Below are 19011 nucleotides of genomic sequence, written 5' to 3' on the forward strand. Positions count from 1 at the left end.
CCGGGTCGGTCCGGAACGTCCGTGAGCCCGGGAAGCCGGTCGGCCGGCGCCGCCGCCCTGACCATGGTCGTCAGACTCGTGGAGTCCGCGCGGGAGCGGTGAGCGGTGGCGGGCCGTGAACGCGCGTGCTGACCCACCTGGCCCGCAATGCCGACGGCGGCCGGAACTCGCTGGTCTGGGCCCGGACCGGAGTGGAGACGCCGGAGTATCCGAGTCCGGCCGCCCGGGACGAGCAGGGTTCCTGACCATTGCTCACGGCGACGCCCTCCCGGGCCAGATCGGTTCACCCGATGAGGAAGAGCCGTTCCCAGTCGGGCGGGACGTCTCCGGCAAGGGAGGCGAGCACGAGTGCGACGCCGGCTGCGCCTTCGAGCAGTCCGGGATTGTCCACGGGGCCGGTGAGCGGATGAAAGTCGCTGAAGCCGAATTTTTTCTGCGGACCGTACTGGCCCAACACCGATCGGAGGCAGGATTCAGCGTATTCGGTCAGCAGTGGGTCATGAAACGGCAGATCGTCCTGAAATCTCGTCAGCAGATGGAGGACGCCAGCCTGGCCATGACAGAACGTCGGGGCCGAGATTCGCGTGACGTCCGGCGGCCGACGGATCGCCGATCTCATGAGCTGGTGTGCGAGTTGCCCCCATGCGGGTTCGGAGAAGGCAAGACCGGCCAGTTGAAGAGAACGAGCGACTCCGAGATTGCCGTAACACCAGGCGACCCGGCTCGGCGTGCTCGTTTCGTGGTGCGGGTGGGAGTCGTGGCGCCGGTAGGCGACGTCCGGTCCCCACGGGGTGTCTGTCAAACCGTGGCGTACGGCGGTGACGAGCCTGTCGGCCGCGCCGTGCATTCCCCGCACGTCGACACCATGGCGGGCGCAGACGGCCAGCAGGGCAAGCACGCCGGAGATTCCGTGCGCGACTCCCAGATCCAGGCATCTGACTGGACTGTCCTTCGGTGGCCGGCCGGGTTCGGGCAGCGGTGCAGCCGAAGTCCAAAAGCCGTCGGGAGCCGATCGGCCGCTCCAGGCGACGAGGCGGCCCAGCAGGCGGTGCAGCAGGGGGACTGCGGAGGGGGCGTCCGTCATGGTTGACAGATAGGCACCGACGCCCACCACACCCGAGATCAGGTCGTACTGGTCCGACGCTGTGCAGCCCGCATCGGGAAGGCGGTCGAGGGTGGCGGTCGATTGATCGACCAAAAGGGAGTCGACACGGCCCAGCGCCCGCGCGTAGCGCTGTCCGCGAAGCGAGAGATAGCGCATGGCAAACGCCAGTCCGGAAATCCCGCGATACAGGCCCAGTCCTATGTGGGGGGAGGTCTCCAGGGCAGCCGCGGACCGGGCGATATAAGAATGGGCAGCTTCATCCCAGCCAGAGTCCGGCTCGACACGGAGCATATATCCGAATGCCACGGCCAAACCGACGTCACCAAAGGCGGTGTCGAGGGCCGACCATTGCAGCGCCGGAACACCCACCATCGGACGTGGTTGCTCAATGTCTGTCAGCTGTTCTGGATCGCGTATCCGGAGGAACACCGACCGCCCGATCCGTGCGGCTGCCGCCCTGAGTTCATCAGGCAATGTCATCGGACTGTTCCCTGAATACTGAGATCCTTGGTCACGTGATGTAGGCGGTGCACGACACGGTATTCTTCTTTGCGGTCGAGTCCCAGTCGATTCGCATGCATGTGAACGAGGCTGGTGGCGATTTCCTCGACTGTGGACGTCAAACCGCCTGCCCGGTCAAGGTCGTTCAGCTCCTGGCCGAGAGGAGTGAGCGCGGTGCACAGCCGCAGCCGCCAGGAATCAAGGGGGGATCCCTGACGCAGTGCGGCATGCCTGCCGGCCAATATCGCTCGCAACAGCGGCCGACGCAGATGAAGTTCCCGGTTGAGCGTCTTTCGCGAGACTGACGGATCGTCTGAAAACTCGTGTGCGTAGGACCGCTGCATGGTGTTGTAGACGCTGTTGCGACTGTCGGTGCTGAGCCCCAGAGACTTCAGCAGCACATCGATACTGAAGGTCGCGATGTCATACCGATCGGCGTCCGGCACGGTGTTGAGCAGCTCCGGGGTCGCGTTGAGGAGATTCACGGCCTCCGGGCTCTCCGCACAGAACACCCGCTCGCACAGCGCCATGCCGGCGACTCCTCCGTAACGTTCGATTTCACGGTCGTAGCCGGTTATCTCGAACCGGTCCACGGAACCGCTGCCCACCAGCTGGGTGCACGCATCCAGCACACCCTCCGGAAGTGCGCTGTTGCCGCGGACCCGCAGTCGGAGATGCGGCAACGGATCGGCATAGCGGACGAAAAACCATTCCTGGCCGGCCAGTACGTCGCGCAGGGTGGTGAGAGTGTCCTGATAGAAGTCGGGTGAGCCATAGAGTTTGAAGAACCACCAACCCTGTCCCGGAAGGGTCAAGCGCTCCTGGCGGCCAACGTCGACACTGGTGCGCTTTCGGGGGTGGGGAACGGGCTCCGGATCGAGCGCACGCAGCGAAACGACCGCCTCGAGAAGGTATCCGTCCCCGTCCGCATCGCGGGCCGCGGCATGCTCGATCCCAGGTAGTGCCTCCTCCACCGCGGTCGCTCCCTGACTCATCTGGTGCCGGAGCAGTTCCGCATGCAGTGGATGATCGAGGTCGAGCAGCAGCCGGTTGTCGAGCATTCCGGTGTAGACATGGCGGGGAACGTTCCATTCACTGCGCCAACGGTCCAGCTCCGTACGGGAGCCGGATTCTCTGCCGATGCTTTCGGGAATGCGCCAGCGTGCCGGTGCCAGCACGATGCGCCCTCTGCGGATCCGCGGCAGGAACGGCATTTTGCCCATTTCTCCCCAGTCCCAGACAGGGCGCCGATAGCCGTCCTCGCAGACCTCGAGCACAAACCGGATCGGATTGGGAGAATAAGCAGGCGTCAGCATGTGTGCCGCCCGTACCACAATGCGTCGCCCAAGTCTTCGCGAACGCAGATACAGCCGTCCCGCCGCAACGCCGACCATCAGGTCGGCAAGTTCGATATGCCGATCACGGGGACCACTCGCCGTTGTCGACACCGCAATCTCGTAGTCGTGGACCCGAGGCGCCAGGGCCACATTGTTTGCGTGCCCGTCGGGATGCACGTAACCGATGTCGGCGAATACGATGTCCGGGTTGGCCGCCCGCTCGTGAGAGGCCAGTTCCACGACATGATCGGTGAATCGTCGGTCAAGATGGGCGAAACGCCCGAAAGATCGGCCGCCAGGGAGGACTGCCCCGCCCCCGGGGCCGAGGACGGCCTGCCATTCTCCGTCCGGTTGTGCGGCGAGCATGAGAAGGATGTCCGCCGACGGCGGCGCCTCTCCCTCCGGAAGACCAAGGTCAAGGAGGTGTTCGGGGACTATTTCCACCTCGTGATCGCCGTCCTTCAGGGCTGATCCGACGAGTTTGTGGAGCAACGTGTCCCGTCGCTTCGCCACGTGCTGGGTAACCGGCCAATTTCGCCTCGACGGTGGGCTGCGGTACTCGGCCGGAGGGCCGATCCCGACTTGTTCGTCGAGCACTTCGAGAAGTGGAACCTCTCGCTCACCGTACCGGCTGACAAACTCGCTGGCATACGCCTTGAGCGCAGGGGAGCGGGCCGGCACGGGACTGAGCCGGAACAAGCAGTCCAGTGCGGATTCCGCTTCCGCTGTCAACTCCGCGGGCAGCGTCCCGGAGAGCGATATTCGCATGTCCGCCTGAAGATGATTTTGGGACCGACCGGGCCCCGTGGCATCCAGCCGACCCAACAGCGACCGCAGTTCAACGATTCCGTCCCCCACCTTCTGGTTCGCATACGCGCCGATGGACTCTGCCAGGTCCTGACCCCGTCGAACTGCGGGAGTTCGGGTCTCCGGAGCTTCCGCGAGCAGGTGTGACAGTGGGTCGCGACTGTCCATGGGAGGCCGTAGCTTGCTCAACAGAATATTATTCTCAAGAAGCCTGGCGAGAAAACCTGTCAGAGCGTTCTCGGTGATATTCGGGTAGGTCCTTGCCAATCTGTCACGAAGAACTGAGAACTGAATTTCTTCCCGGGTCCATGTCAGAACCTTCTTGACGGGCTCGGTGCAGCGGATCGAGACTCGCTTTCCGCCGTCCTGGTCCCTGCGAGCATCGCCGTGCATGAGATGGACTCGCTCTCCCAGCGGCAGCAGAGCAGAATTCCGGTACACCCGGAGGTCCGACTGCGCGTCAGGGTCACGCTCCAGGTCATGGACGAGTTCGAGTACTTCGCCGCAGTCCAGTCGAACCGCGCGGTGGTGTTCCGCGGGGCTGCCCAGCCTGATGTCGAGTTCTGGACCCCAGCCGGCGGGGGCGACTCCGCTGAACATGCCGAACGGTGTGGGGCGTGTGGTCGATCGCACCACATAGCGGGCCAACGCCGTCACGATACGCCGATGCTGTTTTACCGAAAACGTGCCGGGTTTCCGAAAGAACTCCTCCGCATCCTGCGCGAGGGACGGGCTGGCAAGCCACACCGCCTCCCTGAACGCCGGGTCCTCAAATGCGGTACGCAACCCTTTCGTCGTCTCGGTCTGCGGAGCAAAGGCTGCGGAGTAGGACCGGACGGACAGGAGCGGGGTGCGAACCATCGCCGTGGATGTCGCAACGTACCGAGTTGTCGTCGGAATTGATTTTTCAGTCTGCATCGATCCAGTACCTTTTTGCGACTCTGCCGATAATTCGCACCTCGCCCCCAAGAGGGTCGGGGAATCTGCTGTCCCCGACCCTCGGGGCTCCGTGCGGAGCCAGACTCTTCCAGCGCTCCTAGCAGCCGAAAACGGTCGGCGAGCACGGGCCGGTGATGCCCGGAGTCTTCTGGGCAGCGGCCTCGTCGATCTTCGGGTAGACCTCCGTCCGAATGTCCAGGTCGAACTGGCTGGTGTCCACGGTCGTCACGTCGGGCTCATTCTGGTGCATGGTTTCCTCTCCTTTGTTCTGGCTTAGCGAACCGAATTCTGGGCCGGTTCGCCGCTCGCGATCCGACTTCACGCATTTCGAATCGAAATGCGCTCGGAATATCCGGAGGTTTTCGTTCACGCCGGAGGTGATCGCGCATTCCGTATGGCTGTCACCGTTCTCCGCCGCGCCTGCGGCACCTGCAGCCGGGCGGCGTGCGTACGCGCGCTCACTCGTGGGCGCGGCCGCGGGCGTAGGCGTACGAGGCGAGCAGAATCTGCCAGGCCACCTCGATTTCGTCCCGGTCGCGCGGACCGAAGAGCAGCAGGGTGTTCTGTATGGGGTGCGGGATCCCCCAGCCCAGGTCGGTGACGTGCTTCTTGGCCGCCGGGGGCAGGGTGAGGTGCACGCTGCCGTCCTGCGGCGGGTGCTGGTGGGCGAACTCACGGCTGTGCCGGATGAAGGCGTCGTCGGGTCCGGTGCCGAACTCCGGGGCCAGGTGGATGGCGCGGGCCTCGGGGTAGGGCACATGAGTAGGGGCGAGGTAGACGCCGCTGAGCGACCGCATGCGCTGCCAGAGTTCCTCCTGAAGCGGCGTGGGGGCGATCTGGTCCAGTTGCCCGTGGGGCACCGGGCCACGGGTGCGGGGGGCCGGGCCGGGACGGTCGGGAAGGTTCAGGAGGGACATAGCTTTCCTTTCATCATTACGACATCGAACAGTTCTCGGCTAGGCTCGGAGCATGGAGGAGAAGCTCTCGAACGCTGCGGCACTGGTGGAAGGGACTGTCGCCCTGCCGGTCATCGACCGGCTGCTGCACGTCTCACGCCAGGCCGAGCTGCGCTTCGGCCGCACGTGCTCGCGCTTCGGGCTGCAGGCCTGGGAGTTCGACGTGCTCACCACGCTGCGCACCCAGTCGCCGGCCCACGAGATGTGCCCGGGGACCATCGCCGACCGGCTGCTCGTCTCGAACAGCACCATGACCAACCGCGTCAACCGGCTGGAGAAGGCCGGTCTGGTCGAGCGCCGGCTGAGCCCGGAGAACCGGCGCATCGTGATCGTCCGGCTCACCGACAAGGGCCGAGAGCTCGTCGACCAGGTCATCGCGGCCCGGAGACAGACCGAGCGCGAGGTGCTCGGCCGCGGGCTCTCCGAGGAGGAGTCGAGCCAGCTGTCCGCGCTCCTCGGCAAGCTCGACACGGCGCTCGTCAGCCACGATGCGTGAGTTCCAGGCGCTCGTAGCGCCTGCCGTGGTAGATCAGCGGCTCGCCGGGCGCGGTGCGTACGGCGCGGACATGGAGCAGCAGGACGCTGTGGTCGCCCGCGTCGATCGTGCGCACGCGTCGGCACTGGACAGAGGCCAGCGCGCCCGGCAGCACCGGGGCCAGGCCGTCGGCGTACTCGAAGCCGGCGTCGGTGAACTTGTCGTCGACGGGTGCCGCGAACCGTTCGGCCACCGGCCGCTGCCCGGCCGCCAGCATGTTGACCGCGACCGGCCCGGCCCCGGCGAACAACTCGTACGAGCGCGAGGACTTGGCCTGGCAGACCAGCATCATCGGCGGGTCCAGCGAAACGGACGTGACGGACGTGGCGGCGAAGCCGTACGGCACGCCGTCGGGCCCGGTGGTGGTCACCACGCATACGCCGCCGGCCAGCGCGGCCATCGCGTCCTTGAAATGTGCTTCCAGATCGTCGGACGCAGCGAGCAGGGATCCCCGGTTCATCGGTCGACTCCCGCCAGGACGGGCGTGTGCGCCTCGAGCCAGCGGCCGTCGGGACGGCCGAAGACGGCGGTGCCGTCCGCGCGGCGGGCGTAGACGCTGCGGCCCCGCCGCAGGGTCTGCTCCACCCGGCCGGTGAAGGTCCAGCCCTCGTAGGCGGACCAGCCGACCTTGGCCTGCGCCTCGTCGGCGCGCAGCCACCAGTTGGTGTCGGCGGAGACGAGGGCGAGGTCGGCGTCGTGGCCCTCGGTCAGGGCGCCCTTGCGGCCCTCGAGGCCGAAGAGGCGGGCCGGGCCCTCCGCCATGACCCGCACGGCGATCTTCAGGGCCTGCTCGGCGTCGCCGCCGGGGAGCCGTCGGCGCAGCCCGGTGAGCAGAGCGGGGAAGAGTTCCTGTACCCCGGGCAGACCGGGCGGGGCGTCGGGAGCGGGCAGCGCCTTGTCGGTGAGGGCGTGCGGGGCGTGGTCGCTGCCGACGCAGGCGACCTCGCCGCGGATGACGGCCTGCCACAGCCGGTCCTGGTCCGCCTGCTCCCGGATGGCGGGGCTGAGCCGGATCCGCGGGCCCAGCCGCAGCGTGTCGTCGGTGGTGAAGGAGAGGTGGTGTCCTGTGACCTCGAAGGTGATGGGAATCCCGGCCGCGCCCGCCGCGGCGAGCAGGTCGGCCTCCTCTTTGCTGGACACGTGCAGCACGTGCACGTCGGTGCCGTGCCTGCGGGCGAGTTCGATGAGTTTGGCGACGGCGACGATGCCGCCGCTGCGCGGCCGGTGGGCCTCGTACGACCGGTACGACGGGGGTTCGCCCTGCCACTGGTCGAGGAGCGCGAAGACGTCGTCGTCCTCGGCGTGGAAGAGCAGCCGCAGATTCTTGGCGGCGGCGAGCCGGAAGAGGCCGTCGAGCCGGGCGGGGTCGCGCAGCACGTGCGGGGCGGTGTGGTGGCCGGTGAGGAAGGCCTTGGCGGAGGTCGCCTCGCGCGGGGTGAAGTCCTCGAGGAGCGAGACGTCGTCCGGGTTGACTCCCGCGTGGAAGCGGTAGTCGACCAGGCTGTTGCCCTCGATCAGCGCATGCTTGGCGTGCGCGTCGGCGGGGGTGAAGGTGGCCGGGCGGGTGTTGGGCATGTCGATGACGGTGGTGACGGCGCCCGCGACCGCCGCCCGCGACCCGTTGGCCCACTCCTCCTTGCCGGTGAGGCCCGGGGTGCGGAAGTGCACATGGGAGTCGATGAGGCCGGGCAGGACGTACAGGCCGCGGGCGTCGACCGTCTCGCGGGCCTCGGCGCGCGTGCCGGGATCCAGGACGGCGGCGATGCGCCCGTCGAGTACGGCGAGGTCGGCGTGGGTGACCTGGCGGCCGTCGACGAGCCGCCCGCCGCGCACCAGGAGGTCGTAGGCCGGGGTGTGGTTCACAGGGTCCACGGGGTGCTCACCAGCTCCCTTGCGAGGTCGTTCGTCGGTCCCATGAGCGCCACGGCGCGGGCGTCGCGGGCCATGCGGTTGATGGGGTTGGAGATCACATAGCCGGCGCTGCCGAGCAGCCGGGCGAGGGTTTGCACGACCTCCTCGGCGACCTCACCGGCGAAGATCTTGCTGTGGAGGGTGACCGCGCCGGGGTCGGGGGCGTCGCACCGCCCGGCCCGCTCGACGAGGGCGCGCGCGGCCTCGATGCGGGTGCGGACCTCGGTGAGGCGGAAGCGCAGGCCCTGCTGGTCGAGGAGGCCGCGCTTGCGGGCGGCCTCGAAGGCGTGGTCCCAGGCGGCCTCGGCGATGCCGACGGCGACCGCGCCCAGCGTCGCGCCGGACTGCCGGACGCCGGCGATGACGCGGTTGGCGCCGTCGCGCGGGCCCAGCATGGCGCCGGCGGGTACCACGCAGTTGTCCAGTTCGATGAAGCCGGTCGCCGAGGCACGCATGCCGACCAGGTCGAGGCTGGTGTCCGGGGTGATGCCGGGGGTGTCGGCGGGGATGAGGAAGAAGCTCTGGCCGGTGGAGCCGTAGACCTCGCCGTCGTCCTCGACCTGGGTGGTCTGGGCGAGCACGAGGTAGACGTCGGCGAGGCCCGCGCCGGTGGTGAAGGCCTTGCCGCCGCTGATCGACCAGCTGCCGTCGGGCAGTTCCTCGGCGATGGTGGCGAGGTTGCGCTTGGCGGCGCCCGCGCCCGACTCGCTCCAGGCGGAGGCGGCGAGCCACTCGCCGGAGGCGAGCCTGGGCAGCAGGTCGCGCTGCTGCTCGGCGGTGCCCCACTCGACGATGCGGCTGGAGACGGCCAGGTGCTGGAAGACGATGATGGCCGTGGACGGGTCGTGGCGGGCGATCTCGGCGATGCGCCGGTTGACCGCCAGCTGCCCGGCCCCGGCCCCGCCGAGGTGGGGCGGCGCCACCAGGCCGGTGACGTCCGAGGCGCGGACGGCCGCCAGCACCTCGGGGGACGGCCTGCCCTCCCGGTCGGCCGCCGCCGCGTGCTCGGCGAGTGCGGCGAGCAGGGTCCCGCGGCCGGTCGCCGGGGCGTCGCTGAGTTCAGCGGTGGGCATAGGGGAGCGCCTCCTTCTGCGCGTACGGCTGGAGCCGTTCAAGGGTGAGCGAGCCGGTGAACTCCACGGACTTCTGCGCGACGCTCACCCAGGCGAGGGTGTCCGCGGGGGTGTTCCCGGTGACCGCGGCGCGCACGGCGGTGGTGCCGCCGGCGGTGCGGATGGTGAGTGGGGCGCCGGGGACGGCGGCGCTGCCGGCCAGCTCGTAGGGGACGGTGCCGACCATCTTGCTCGCCGCGCCGAGACAGACCGCCCCGGTGAGGGCGATGGTGGGGTGCCAGGTGGGCACGGAGATGGCGCGGGCGGCGATGGTGCCGTCGCCGTCGGGCAGCAGGGCCGCGATCTTCGGGAAGGCGCCGCCGCGGGGCAGCCCGTAGACGTCGGCGGCGGCGCTGCGGATCTGCTGGAGCGTCCCGAAGAGGGCCGGGTCGTCGGTGAAGAGCTGGTCGGCGTCGCGCACGCCGAGGTCGGCGGCGTTGACGAAGACGTAGGGATTGCTCACCGACACGCAGCTCGCGGTGATGCTGCCGTCCTCGTAGACGAGCGAGGTGGTGGGCGCGCCGCCGTAGGTGAAGGTGTCCAGGCACACGGCGGGGTGGTGCATGAAGTGGGCGGTGAAGGTGGCGCGGTCGCGTTCGCAGTCGTCGACCTCGCACACCACGTGGTCGCCGTTGTTGAGGACGTTGACCCGCACCCGGTGGTCGGGGGCAAGGCGGTGCACCCAGCCGAGGCGGCCGGCGACCATCACCGAGGAGAGCACCGAGTGGCCGCAGCTGCCGTGGAAGTCGAAGCGCGGCTCGGGCCCCGGCATGACCTGCACAAAGCGGTAGTCGATATCGAACAGGGGGTGCCTGGAGGGCGCGATGAGCGCGATCTTGGTGATCTTCTCCAGGCCGCCGCCGTGCTCGGCGAGGTGGCCCACGGCCTCGCGCAGCGCGGGCTCCAGCTCCTCCTCGCGTTCGGGCAGGGCCTCGGCGGGCAGGGCCAGGGTGGGGCTGGGACTGCCCTTTGCGTAGGCGATATGGGCCTGTATCACGCTGCCTCCCCTATCGGGAGCGCGGTGGTGCGCACGGCGCCGAGCTGCTCCCGCCAGATCTGGTGGACCATCAGCGACCAGATGGCCAGCGCGCTGATGTCGCTGGGTCGCTCGATCTGGCTGCTGATGAGGTTCTGCACGGCCGCGGCGTCGAGCTGTCCCCCGGCGCGCAGCGCGGCCGGCGACAGGGTCTCCCGGGCGTGCTCCAGCAGCGCCTCGCCGGGCCGCAGCATCGCGGTGATGGGCAGCGTGAAGGGCTGCTTGGGCCGGTTGAGGACGGAGTCGGGCAGCAGTCCGCGGGCCGCCTGGTACAGGGCGCGCTTGCCCTCCTGGCCGCGGACTCGGAACTCCTCGCGCAGGCCGAGGGCGAGCCGGGTGACGGCGCTCTGGCAGAACGGCAGCCGGACCTCCACGGAGCTGGCCATGCTCAGGTGGTCGACGCGGCGCAGGTGATAGGCGGGCAGCCGCTCGTCGACCTCGAAGGAGGTGATGGCCGCCAGCCGGTCGCCGGTGTCGCCGAACTTCTTGCCGAGGGTGTCGCGCAGGGTCTCGTACGCGCTGCCGTGCTGTTTCAGGTAGGCGCGGTAGTCGTCGGTGTAGAGCGACTGGCGCAGCTTGCCCGGGACCGCGGCGAGGGCTTCGAGGTAGTTGTGGGCCCAGTCGCCCTCGCCGTCGAGGAGGGCCTGCTTGATGCGCCCGTACCCGCCGAAGATCTCGTCGGCGGCGTCGCCGGTGACCGCGACCTTGAAGCCGGCGTCGCGCACGGCCTGGAAGAGCAGGTACGTGCTGATCGAGATGGGGTCGGCGTTGGGCTGGCCGAGGTGCCAGACGACATCGTGCAGCAGCTCGGGGAAGCGGGCGGGGTCGGCCTCGACCTGGTGGTAGCGGGTGCCGTGGCGCTCGGCGACCTCGCGGGCGAAGTGCCGCTCGTCGAAGGGCCAGTCGCCCTTGTAGGCGATGTTGAAGCTGGTGAGGTCGGGCACGGTCTCCGCGAGGAGCGCGGTGACCAGGCTGGAGTCGAGGCCGCCGCTGGTGATCGCGGAGATCGGGACGTCGGCCAGGGCCAGCAGCCGGGTCTGCTCGCGCAGCACCTCCTGGAGCCGGGCTCCGGCGCTCTCCAGGTCGTTGAACTGCTCGTCGGCGGCGGTGTCGTCGCGGCGGACGGTGCGCAGCCCGCCGGCGGCGGTGAAGAGGGCGGTGGTGGCGCGGGGCAGGACCTGCACCGAGTCGACCATCGTCTGCTCGCCGAAGGGCGTCTTGCTGGCGAGGTAGGCGTCGAGGCCCGGCAGCCAGGGGTCCCAGCCGATGCCCGGCAACGAGAGCAGCGCGGGCAGTTCGGAGGAGAAGTACAGCGCGCCGCGCTGCCGGTCCCAGCGGTAGTAGAGGGGCTTCATGCCGGCCTGGTCGGTGGCGAGCACGAGGGTGGGATCGCGGCGCAGGTCGAGGACGGCGATGGCGAACATGCCGTCGAGGTGCTCGGCGAAGCCCGCGCCGTAGTGGTCGTAGAGGGCCGGGAGGATGTTGCCGTCGCAGTGGTCGTGGAAGGTGTAGCCGAACGACCGCAGGCGGGTGCGGAGTTCGTCGTGGTTGTAGATCTCGCCGTTGAAGACGACCTTGAGGTGCTCGCCCAGGGTGTAGGGCTGGTCGCCGTGGTCGAGGTCCATGATGGCCAGCCGGTTGTTGCCGAGCGCCCAGCCGTCGCCCGCGGCCTGGTACTGCGCGTCGGGGCCGCCGTGCCGCTGGAGCAGCGCGACCGCGCGCAGGTGGTTCGCGGAGTGCTCTCCGCCGAAGTGTCCGTAGATCCGGCACATGGCTGTGCGTTACCTCACTTCACGTCAGGGGAGACGCCGGCGGCGTGGTAGAGCGCCGGGTCGAAGGGGGTGGGCCCGCCGCAGGTGGTGAACGGCTCGGCTCCGGGGCCCGTGTGCGGGTTGCGTGCGCCGTGCGGAATGCCGGGAGGCGCGTACAGGACGTCGCCGGGGCGAACGTCGTTCCACTGGTCGTGCATGTAGAGCTGGCCGATGCCCTCGAAGGCGATGAAAGCCTCTTCGCTCTCGGGGTGAATGTGCACGTTGAAGGTCTGGCCCGGCTGCTGGACGCCGCAGTGCAGGCACAGCCGCGAGGAACCGGTGCCCGGCCAGAACACGAAGTTCATGATCGCGCCGTCGCCCTCGACGGGGGCCTCGCCGATACCGGAGAACCCGCGCAGCTGGGTCTCGCTGTCGGTGAGGGCACCGGTGGTCTTCGGGGAGGCGCCCGCGGGCTCGCCGCCGATGAGCTTGGAGCGCCAGACGTAGGCGGTCAGTCCCTGCTCGCCCGCGGTGAGTTCCAGCGTGCGGCCGGTGGGCGAGTAGAGGGCGGAGGTGCGGCGCAGCTCGGTGCGCGCGCTGCCGATGTCGCCGTGGCCGGATCCGGCGAACACGACGACGACGTTCTCCTCCTCGAAGGACCAGCCCTGCCGCCAGACCGCGTTCGGGGCGACCTCGACGACGTTGAGCTTGACCTTCTGCGCGCCCATGGCCGGCCCCACCGGCTCGGCGACGCGGCCCCAGTCGAACGCCGAGAATGCGAATTCTTCGCGGCGGATTATCGCTCCCTTGACGGTGTCGGCACTCACGCCGGGCCTCCTTGTACTTGTCGGTGCTTGAGCTGCCCTCGAGTCGGGCTGGCCCTCGAAAACCTAGGAGGAGAACCGGTCGAACACCAAGGGAAATCGCATGCGATTAAGATTTCTCCGCGGATGTGAAGGGGCCATTAACTTTCGCTGGTCGAGAACATGGCCGAGCGAACCGAAAGCAGACGGGCGCACATACGGAAAAGACCGCTCCCGCACTGCGGGAGCGGCCATGACGGCAGTTGCAAGCGATTATTCGGGAATAACCGAGAGGGCGGTGTCGACGATGGCTGTGAGCTGCTTCTCATCCGGCACGGAAATGCTCATGACGCGCAGCGCCTGAACCATTGCCGTGAGATACCCGGCGAGCGAGTCGACATCGGCGTCGGTGGAAATCTCACCGGCCGCCCTGGCGGTGTGGAGCGCGGTGGCGAAGGCTCCCTTGAGCGCCTCGATGGCGTCCCGGGCGATGCGGGCGGCGCCCTGATCGTGCGGGACCCGCTCGACCACGGCGCTCACCAGCAGGCAGCCGGGGCGCTCGGGGGCGCTGAGCGACTGTTCGATCCGGTCGAGCAGCAGGTCCCGTACGGCCTGCCGGAGCGGGACGCTGCGCAGCAGTTGGGCCTGCAGGTCGTGCGTCGTGAGCTTCACATAGTGCCGCAGGGCCTGACCGTACAGCTCCTGCTTGCTGCCGAACGCGGCGTAGAGCGAGCCCTTCCCGAGGCCGGTGGCGGCGCACAGGTCCTGGACGGAGGTCGCCTCGTAGCCCTGGCGCCAGAAGAGCTCCATGACGGCGCTCAGCACCTCGTCCACGTCGAAGCCTCGGGGTCGCGCCATGCCGAGGACTGTAGGCCGTTGTGGACCGCTCGGTCAACCAAGTCCCGCTTCTTGACGGACATTTCGGAGCATGGCAGCGAGATCGCGCCAACTTGCTTTACCGCACGGTCCACTTCAGGGACGCCTTGACAGTGAGCGACGACGCCGCGATAACGTACATTCCCACATCGAACAGTTCGTCAGTGAACTGTGACTGTGCCTGACCACCCCCAACCCTTCCGAGGAGTGCCACCATGCCCAACGTCGTCCGCCGAGCCTCCATCAGCAGCGAGCTGGCCCAGAAGATCATCGAGGCTGCCGACGCCGCCGCGCTCGCCACCGACAAGCGCTTCGGCATCTCCGTCGTGGACGAGAGCGGCCACCTGAAGGCCTTCCTGCGCCAGGACGGCGCGAAGCTCATCACCCTCCAGGTCTCGCAGGACAAGGCCTACACCGCCGTCGCCTCCCAGCTCTCCACCGAGCAGTGGTCGGAGAACCTCAAGAAGGACGAGGTCGTCGGCAACGGCGCGCCCACCGGCATCGCCCGCCTGGTCGCCCTCGGCGGCGGGCTGCCCATCGTGATCGACGGCGAGGTCGTCGGCGCGATCGGCGTCTCCGGCGGCCACTGGACCGACGACGTCAAGATCGCCGAGGCGGGCCTCGCCGTTCTGGGCTGACCTTCGCCCACCGCCCGCACCGGCCTCTCCCCGCCCCTCTGCCGGGGAGAGGCCCCCTGCCCCGCCTCCGGCCGGGCCCCCTTCCCGTCCTCGCGCCATTCCTTCGGGAGAAGTCGCCATGCCCATCGCCCTGTTCGTCCTGGGCCTCACCATCTTCGGCCTCGGCACCACCGAGTTCATGATCGCGGGCCTGCTGCCCGAGCTGGCCGACGCCTTCGATGTGACGGTCCCCCAGGCGGGCCATCTCATCTCGCTCTTCGCCGTCGGCGTGACCGTCGGCGCCCCGCTGATCACCGTGCTGGCCTCCCGCGTTCCCCGCAAGGCCACCCTGGTCACCCTGCTGACGATCTTCCTCGCCGGTGAGCTGGTCGCCGCGACCGCGCAGAGCTACGGCGTGCTCATGGCCGCCCGCCTCATCACCGCCGTCGCACACGGCTCGTTCTTCGGCATCGGTGCCGTCGTCGCCGCCTCGCTGGTGGAGCCGGCCAAACGCGCCCGGGCCATCGCCATCATGTTCGGCGGCCTGACCATCGCCACCATCGCGGGCGCCCCGCTCGGCGCGTTCCTCGGCCAGCACTTCGGCTGGCGGGCCCCCTTCTGGGCCGTCTTCGCCATCGGCGTCATCGGCCTCGTCGGCGTCATCGCCCTGATCCCGCACCAGCCCCGCGAGCAGGGCGCGAGCCTGCGCGGCGAGCTGACTGCCTTCCGCCGCGTCAACGTGTGGCTGGCGCTGGCCACCACTCTCCTCAGCCAAGCCGCCCTGTACGCCGCGTACACCTACGTCACCCCGCTGCTCACCGACATCACCGGCTTCCGCGAGAGCGCCGTGCCCTTCCTGCTGACCCTCTTCGGCGTCGGCACGTTCTGCGGCAGCTGGCTCGGCGGCAAGTTCGCCGACCGCAACCTGATGCGCACCCTGTGGGTCGGCATGATCCTGCTCGGCGGAATGCTGCTGCTCTTCCAGGTCTCCGCGCACAACAAGGCGGCCATGGTCGTCACCCTCGCAGCCTTCGGTGTCGCCAGCTTCCTCATCAACCCGGGCCTGCAGACGCGGGTGATGAACGAGGCGGGCGACGCCCCCTCGCTGGCCAGCGCCGGCAACATCTCGGCCTTCAACATCGGCAACGCGGTGGGCCCGTGGACCGCGGGCCTGGCCATCGCCGGCGGCCACGGCTACCTCTCCCCTGCCTGGGTCGGCGTGGCATTCGCCGCCGCAGCCCTGATCACCGCACTGGCCTCCACCGCCCGCGACGCCTCCGCCCGCCGCGCCGCCGACGCACCCGCCCCGGCCGAGGCCGTCTCCGCCTCCGCGGCCGCCCAGCGGTGACCCCGTCGCGTCCCTGACACCACCCCAGCCGCCGAAGGGAATTCCCGTGCCCGTCGTCAACGTCGCCCTCTGGAAGGGCAACACCACCGACCAGCGCCGCCAACTCGTCACCGAGCTGACCGACTCCGTCGCTCGCATCGCCAACTGCCCCGAAGAGGCCGTCACCGTCATCGTCACCGAAGTCGAGACGGACCACTGGGGCAAGGGCGGCCGCCTGGCGAGCGAGCTGTAGGCACACCGGGACCGGCCGATCGAGGAGCAGACGACGATGGAGCAAGGCAGACAAGCAGCGCCGACCGTACAGCCGGGCGACCCCCGCTATGCGGTGCTCACCAGCGGCATCAACCAGCGCTGGCAGGCCGCCCCCGGCCGGATCCGACTACCTCGCACCACCGCCGAGACCGTCGCGGCGGTCCAGGACGCGGTGGACGCGGACGCCCGCCTGTCGGTGCGCAGCGGCGGGCACTGCTTCGAGGACTTCGTCTTCCACCCCGGCGTCGAGGCGCTGCTCGACATGTCCGCGATGAACACCGTCGTGTACGACGAGGAGCACAGCGCCTTCTCGGTCGGCCCCGGGGCTCGGCTGCTCGATGTCTACGAGGCCCTCTTCCTGGGCTGGGGCGTGACCGTGCCGGGCGGGGTGTGCGCCACGGTCGGCGCGGGCGGGCATGTGGCGGGCGGCGGCTACGGCCTGCTGTCCCGCTCGCTCGGCCTGGTCGTCGATCACCTTTACGGCGTCGAGGTCGTCGTCGTGGACGCCGCGGGCCGGGCCCGCGCGGTGGTGGCGACCCGCGAGGACTCCGGGGCGCTCGGCGATCTGTGGTGGGCGCACACGGGCGGGGGTGGCGGCAGCCTCGGCGTCGTGACGCGCTATTTCTTCCGCAGCCGTACGGCCCGGGGTCCGGCCCCCGTCGACGCGCTGCCCAAGCCGCCCGCCGAGGTGCTGGTCAGCGCGGTGGCCCTGCCCTGGGACCGGCTGACCCCGAAGGGTTTCGCCGGGCTCCTCGGCGCGTACGGCGCCTGGCACGAGGAGCACATCGCCCCGGGTTCCCCCGAATCCGCCCTGGGCAGCCTGCTGATGCTCAACCATCGCGCCAACGGCACGGTCGGCATGCTCACGCAGGTCGACGCCACCGTGCCCGACGCGCAGAAGCTCCTCGACGGCTATCTCGACCGGATCGCCGACGCCGCGGGCGTGCGGCCGCAGCCTGTCCACAGCCCGGTCGGCGAGTTCGGCCCGATGCCCGAACTGCTGCGCCCCAAGCGGCTGCCGTGGCTCACCGCCGCCCGCTACATCGGCACCAACACCCCGGTCCTCAACGACCCGACACTGCGCGGCAAGCACAAGTCCGCGTACGCGCGCACCGCCCTGACCGAGGAGCAGCTGCACACGGTGCACACGCACCTCACCCGCGTCCGCCCCGGCGAGCGGCCCAATCCGCAGCTCATGCTCGTGGCCATGTCCTACGGCGGCGAGATCGCCGCCACCGCCCCCGCCGGCACGGCGGTCGCCCAGCGGGACTCCGCGTACAAGCTGCTCTACCAGGCGTTCTGGACCGACCCCGAGGATGACGCGGCCAATGTGGCACGGGTGCGGGAGCTGTACCGCGACGTGTACGCGGACACCGGCGGGGTGCCCGTGCCGGGGCCGCGCGCGGACGGCGCGTACATCAACTACCCGGACGCCGACCTGAGCGACCCGGGACACAACGTCTCGGGCGTCCCGTGGACCACGCTCTACTTCAAGGACAACTACCCACGGCTCCAGAGGGCCAAAGCGCAGTGGGACCCGGGCGACCGGTTCCGGCACGCCCAGTCGATCGGACTTCCTTCATGACCCGGCGAATCCCTGTGCTCATCGCGGGCGGCGGCCCCGTCGGAATGCTGCTCGCCGCCGAACTCGGCGTCTGGGGCGTCGACGCCGTCGTCGTCGAGCCCCACCCGCACATCCAGGACACGCCCCGCGCGGGCACCCTGCACGCGCGCAGCGTCCAGTCGCTGCTGCGCCGCGGCTATCTGCGGCTGCGCGAACGCGGCAGCCTGGACAGGGAGCAGGAGACGTCGTTCCACTTCGGCGGTGAGCCGATCCTGCGGATCGCCACGCCGACTGCCGAGGGCCCGCCCCTTCACGGGCAGCCGCAGGCCGCCCTGGAGCAGGCCTTCGAGACGCGCGCCCGGGAACTGGGCGCCGAGATCCGGCGTGGCCATCGCTTCACCGGCCTGCGGCAGGGCCCGGACGGGGTGACGGCGACCATCGAAGGGCCCGAGGGTCCCTACGAGCTGACCGCCGCCTATCTGGTGGGCTGCGACGGCGCGCGCAGCGATGTGCGGCGTGCTGCAGGCTTCGCGTGTACGACCCACGAGGCGACGTTCGCCGCGATCGTGGGCCTGGTGCGGCTGCGCGACCCGTACGCTGTGCCGCCCGGCTGGACGCGTACCTCCGAGGGCTGGCTGCTCGCCAATGTGAACCCCCTCGGCCACAGCCGCATCATCACGCACGACTTCCGGCTGCCGCTGCCCGAGCGCGGCTCCACCGCCACGCTGGAGCAGCTCCAGAGCACCCTCTCGCGCATCCTTGGCCGGCCCGCCGTCCTTGACGACCCGGCCTATCTGGACCGCTTCAGCGACTTCACGCGCGTCGCCGACCGCTACCGCACCGGCCGGGTGCTGCTGGCGGGCGACGCCGCGCATGTGCACGCCCCACTCGGCGGCCAGGGCCTCAACACCGGTCTCCAGGACGCCTACAACCTCGGCTGGAAGCTGGCCCTGGTCGCCCGCGGGAACGCGGACGCGCGTCTGCTGGACACATACGACGCCGAGCGCAGGCCCGTGGCCGAGGCCGTCGTCGCCAACACCCGGGTCCAGGCGGCTGTGATGCGGCCGGGGCCCGAGAACGACCATCTGCGCGAGTTCACCGCCCGCGTGTTCCGGCACGCGGGCGTCAACCGCGAGGCCGCCGACGTCATCAGCGGCCAGGGTGTCTCGTACACACCCGCAGGCGCGGCGGACCGGACGGTGGGGCGGTTCCTGCCGAATCTGGCGCTGCGCACGCCCGAGGGCGTGCGGACGGTGGCCGAACTTCTCACGCCGGGGCGTCCTCTGGTCCTGCTGCGGTCCGAAGTCGCCGACGCGCTGGAGCCGGTGGCGGCCCGCTGGGGCGAGCGGGTGTCGACGCTACGCGTCGACCCCGAGCCCGACTCGGCCGAGCTGCGTCTGGGCATGGGCGCGCCGGTGCCCTGGAATGTCCTCGTGTGCCGCCCCGACGGCTATATCGCCTGGCGGGGGGCCGGGACGGCCGAGAAGCAGGGGCTCCAGGAGGCGCTGGAGGAGTGGTTCGGGGCCGTCGGCGACCGCGTCGAGGTCTGAACAGGCCTGAG

General features: G+C 69.7%; 17 protein-coding genes. 6 read left to right on the forward strand and 11 right to left on the reverse strand.

Going from position 1 to position 19011, the window contains the following annotated elements; genetic code table 11:
- Nucleotides 1–283: 283 nt before the first annotated feature.
- The 4 genes from BIV23_RS38805 to BIV23_RS38820 form a co-directional block, all read right to left on the reverse strand.
- Nucleotides 284–1585 carry a lanthionine synthetase C family protein gene (locus BIV23_RS38805; RefSeq protein ID WP_079173682.1) on the reverse strand — a complete coding sequence of 434 codons (1302 nt, stop codon included), beginning with the start codon at nt 1583–1585 and terminating at the stop codon, nt 284–286.
- Nucleotides 1582–4668, reverse strand: coding sequence for a lantibiotic dehydratase (locus tag BIV23_RS47650; protein ID WP_079173683.1), 3087 nt, complete (start codon nt 4666–4668; stop codon nt 1582–1584). Before BIV23_RS47650 ends, BIV23_RS38805 begins: the two co-directional genes overlap by 4 nt.
- 118 nt (nt 4669–4786) lie before the next feature.
- Nucleotides 4787–4939 (reverse strand): hypothetical protein, encoded by a 153-nt coding sequence (locus BIV23_RS50870; protein WP_177240198.1) that lies wholly within the window; start codon nt 4937–4939, stop codon nt 4787–4789.
- Nucleotides 4940–5147: 208 nt separating this feature from the next.
- Entirely contained in the window at nt 5148–5606 is a 459-nt protein-coding gene (locus tag BIV23_RS38820; protein WP_071385700.1) for a luciferase domain-containing protein, read from the reverse strand.
- A 52-nt stretch (nt 5607–5658) separates the two neighbouring features.
- Here BIV23_RS38820 and BIV23_RS38825 point away from each other — a divergent pair, with 52 nt between their 5' ends.
- Nucleotides 5659–6141 carry a MarR family winged helix-turn-helix transcriptional regulator gene (locus tag BIV23_RS38825; RefSeq protein ID WP_071385701.1) on the forward strand — a complete coding sequence of 161 codons (483 nt, stop codon included), beginning with the start codon at nt 5659–5661 and terminating at the stop codon, nt 6139–6141.
- Here BIV23_RS38825 and BIV23_RS38830 read toward each other — a convergent pair.
- The 7 genes from BIV23_RS38830 to BIV23_RS38860 form a co-directional block, all read right to left on the reverse strand.
- Complete coding sequence (locus BIV23_RS38830) at nt 6125–6640, reverse strand: flavin reductase family protein (RefSeq protein ID WP_071385702.1); 516 nt, start codon at nt 6638–6640, stop codon at nt 6125–6127. The two genes, BIV23_RS38825 and BIV23_RS38830, sit on opposite strands and share 17 nt — an antisense overlap.
- A complete protein-coding gene (locus BIV23_RS38835; protein ID WP_071385703.1) occupies nt 6637–8052 on the reverse strand; it encodes a dihydroorotase in 1416 nt (471 codons plus the stop codon). Before BIV23_RS38835 ends, BIV23_RS38830 begins: the two co-directional genes overlap by 4 nt.
- On the reverse strand, nt 8040–9164 hold the full coding sequence (locus BIV23_RS38840; protein ID WP_071385704.1) for an acyl-CoA dehydrogenase family protein: 1125 nt from the start codon (nt 9162–9164) through the stop codon (nt 8040–8042). Before BIV23_RS38840 ends, BIV23_RS38835 begins: the two co-directional genes overlap by 13 nt.
- On the reverse strand, nt 9151–10200 hold the full coding sequence (locus BIV23_RS38845) for a PrpF domain-containing protein (RefSeq protein ID WP_218161914.1): 1050 nt from the start codon (nt 10198–10200) through the stop codon (nt 9151–9153). The genes BIV23_RS38840 and BIV23_RS38845 overlap by 14 nt, the downstream gene beginning before the upstream one ends.
- On the reverse strand, nt 10197–12011 hold the full coding sequence (gene asnB, locus BIV23_RS38850; RefSeq protein ID WP_071385705.1) for an asparagine synthase (glutamine-hydrolyzing): 1815 nt from the start codon (nt 12009–12011) through the stop codon (nt 10197–10199). The genes BIV23_RS38845 and asnB overlap by 4 nt, the downstream gene beginning before the upstream one ends.
- A gap of 14 nt (nt 12012–12025) precedes the next feature.
- Entirely contained in the window at nt 12026–12817 is a 792-nt protein-coding gene (locus BIV23_RS38855) for a cupin domain-containing protein (protein ID WP_071385706.1), read from the reverse strand.
- A gap of 249 nt (nt 12818–13066) precedes the next feature.
- Nucleotides 13067–13651 (reverse strand): TetR/AcrR family transcriptional regulator, encoded by a 585-nt coding sequence (locus BIV23_RS38860; protein WP_071385707.1) that lies wholly within the window; start codon nt 13649–13651, stop codon nt 13067–13069.
- 233 nt (nt 13652–13884) lie between these two features.
- Between BIV23_RS38860 and BIV23_RS38865 the strand changes: the two genes are divergently transcribed.
- From BIV23_RS38865 to BIV23_RS38885, 5 genes are all read left to right on the forward strand, one after another.
- Nucleotides 13885–14307: a GlcG/HbpS family heme-binding protein gene (locus tag BIV23_RS38865; protein ID WP_071385708.1), complete on the forward strand. Its 423-nt coding sequence runs from the start codon at nt 13885–13887 to the stop codon at nt 14305–14307.
- Between the two features lie 118 nt (nt 14308–14425).
- A complete protein-coding gene (locus BIV23_RS38870) occupies nt 14426–15634 on the forward strand; it encodes a Cmx/CmrA family chloramphenicol efflux MFS transporter (protein WP_071385709.1) in 1209 nt (402 codons plus the stop codon).
- 46 nt (nt 15635–15680) lie between these two features.
- The gene (locus BIV23_RS38875; protein ID WP_071385710.1) at nt 15681–15866 is read left to right on the forward strand and encodes a tautomerase family protein; all 186 of its coding nucleotides are present in this window, start codon (nt 15681–15683) and stop codon (nt 15864–15866) included.
- Nucleotides 15867–15902: 36 nt separating this feature from the next.
- The gene (locus tag BIV23_RS38880) at nt 15903–17471 is read left to right on the forward strand and encodes an FAD-binding oxidoreductase (RefSeq protein ID WP_071385711.1); all 1569 of its coding nucleotides are present in this window, start codon (nt 15903–15905) and stop codon (nt 17469–17471) included.
- Nucleotides 17468–19000 carry an FAD-dependent monooxygenase gene (locus tag BIV23_RS38885; protein ID WP_071385712.1) on the forward strand — a complete coding sequence of 511 codons (1533 nt, stop codon included), beginning with the start codon at nt 17468–17470 and terminating at the stop codon, nt 18998–19000. Before BIV23_RS38880 ends, BIV23_RS38885 begins: the two co-directional genes overlap by 4 nt.
- The last annotated feature ends 11 nt before the right edge of the window (nt 19001–19011 follow it).

It is taken from the genome of Streptomyces monashensis (assembly GCF_001866665.1).
Lineage (GTDB): Bacteria > Actinomycetota > Actinomycetes > Streptomycetales > Streptomycetaceae > Streptomyces > Streptomyces monashensis.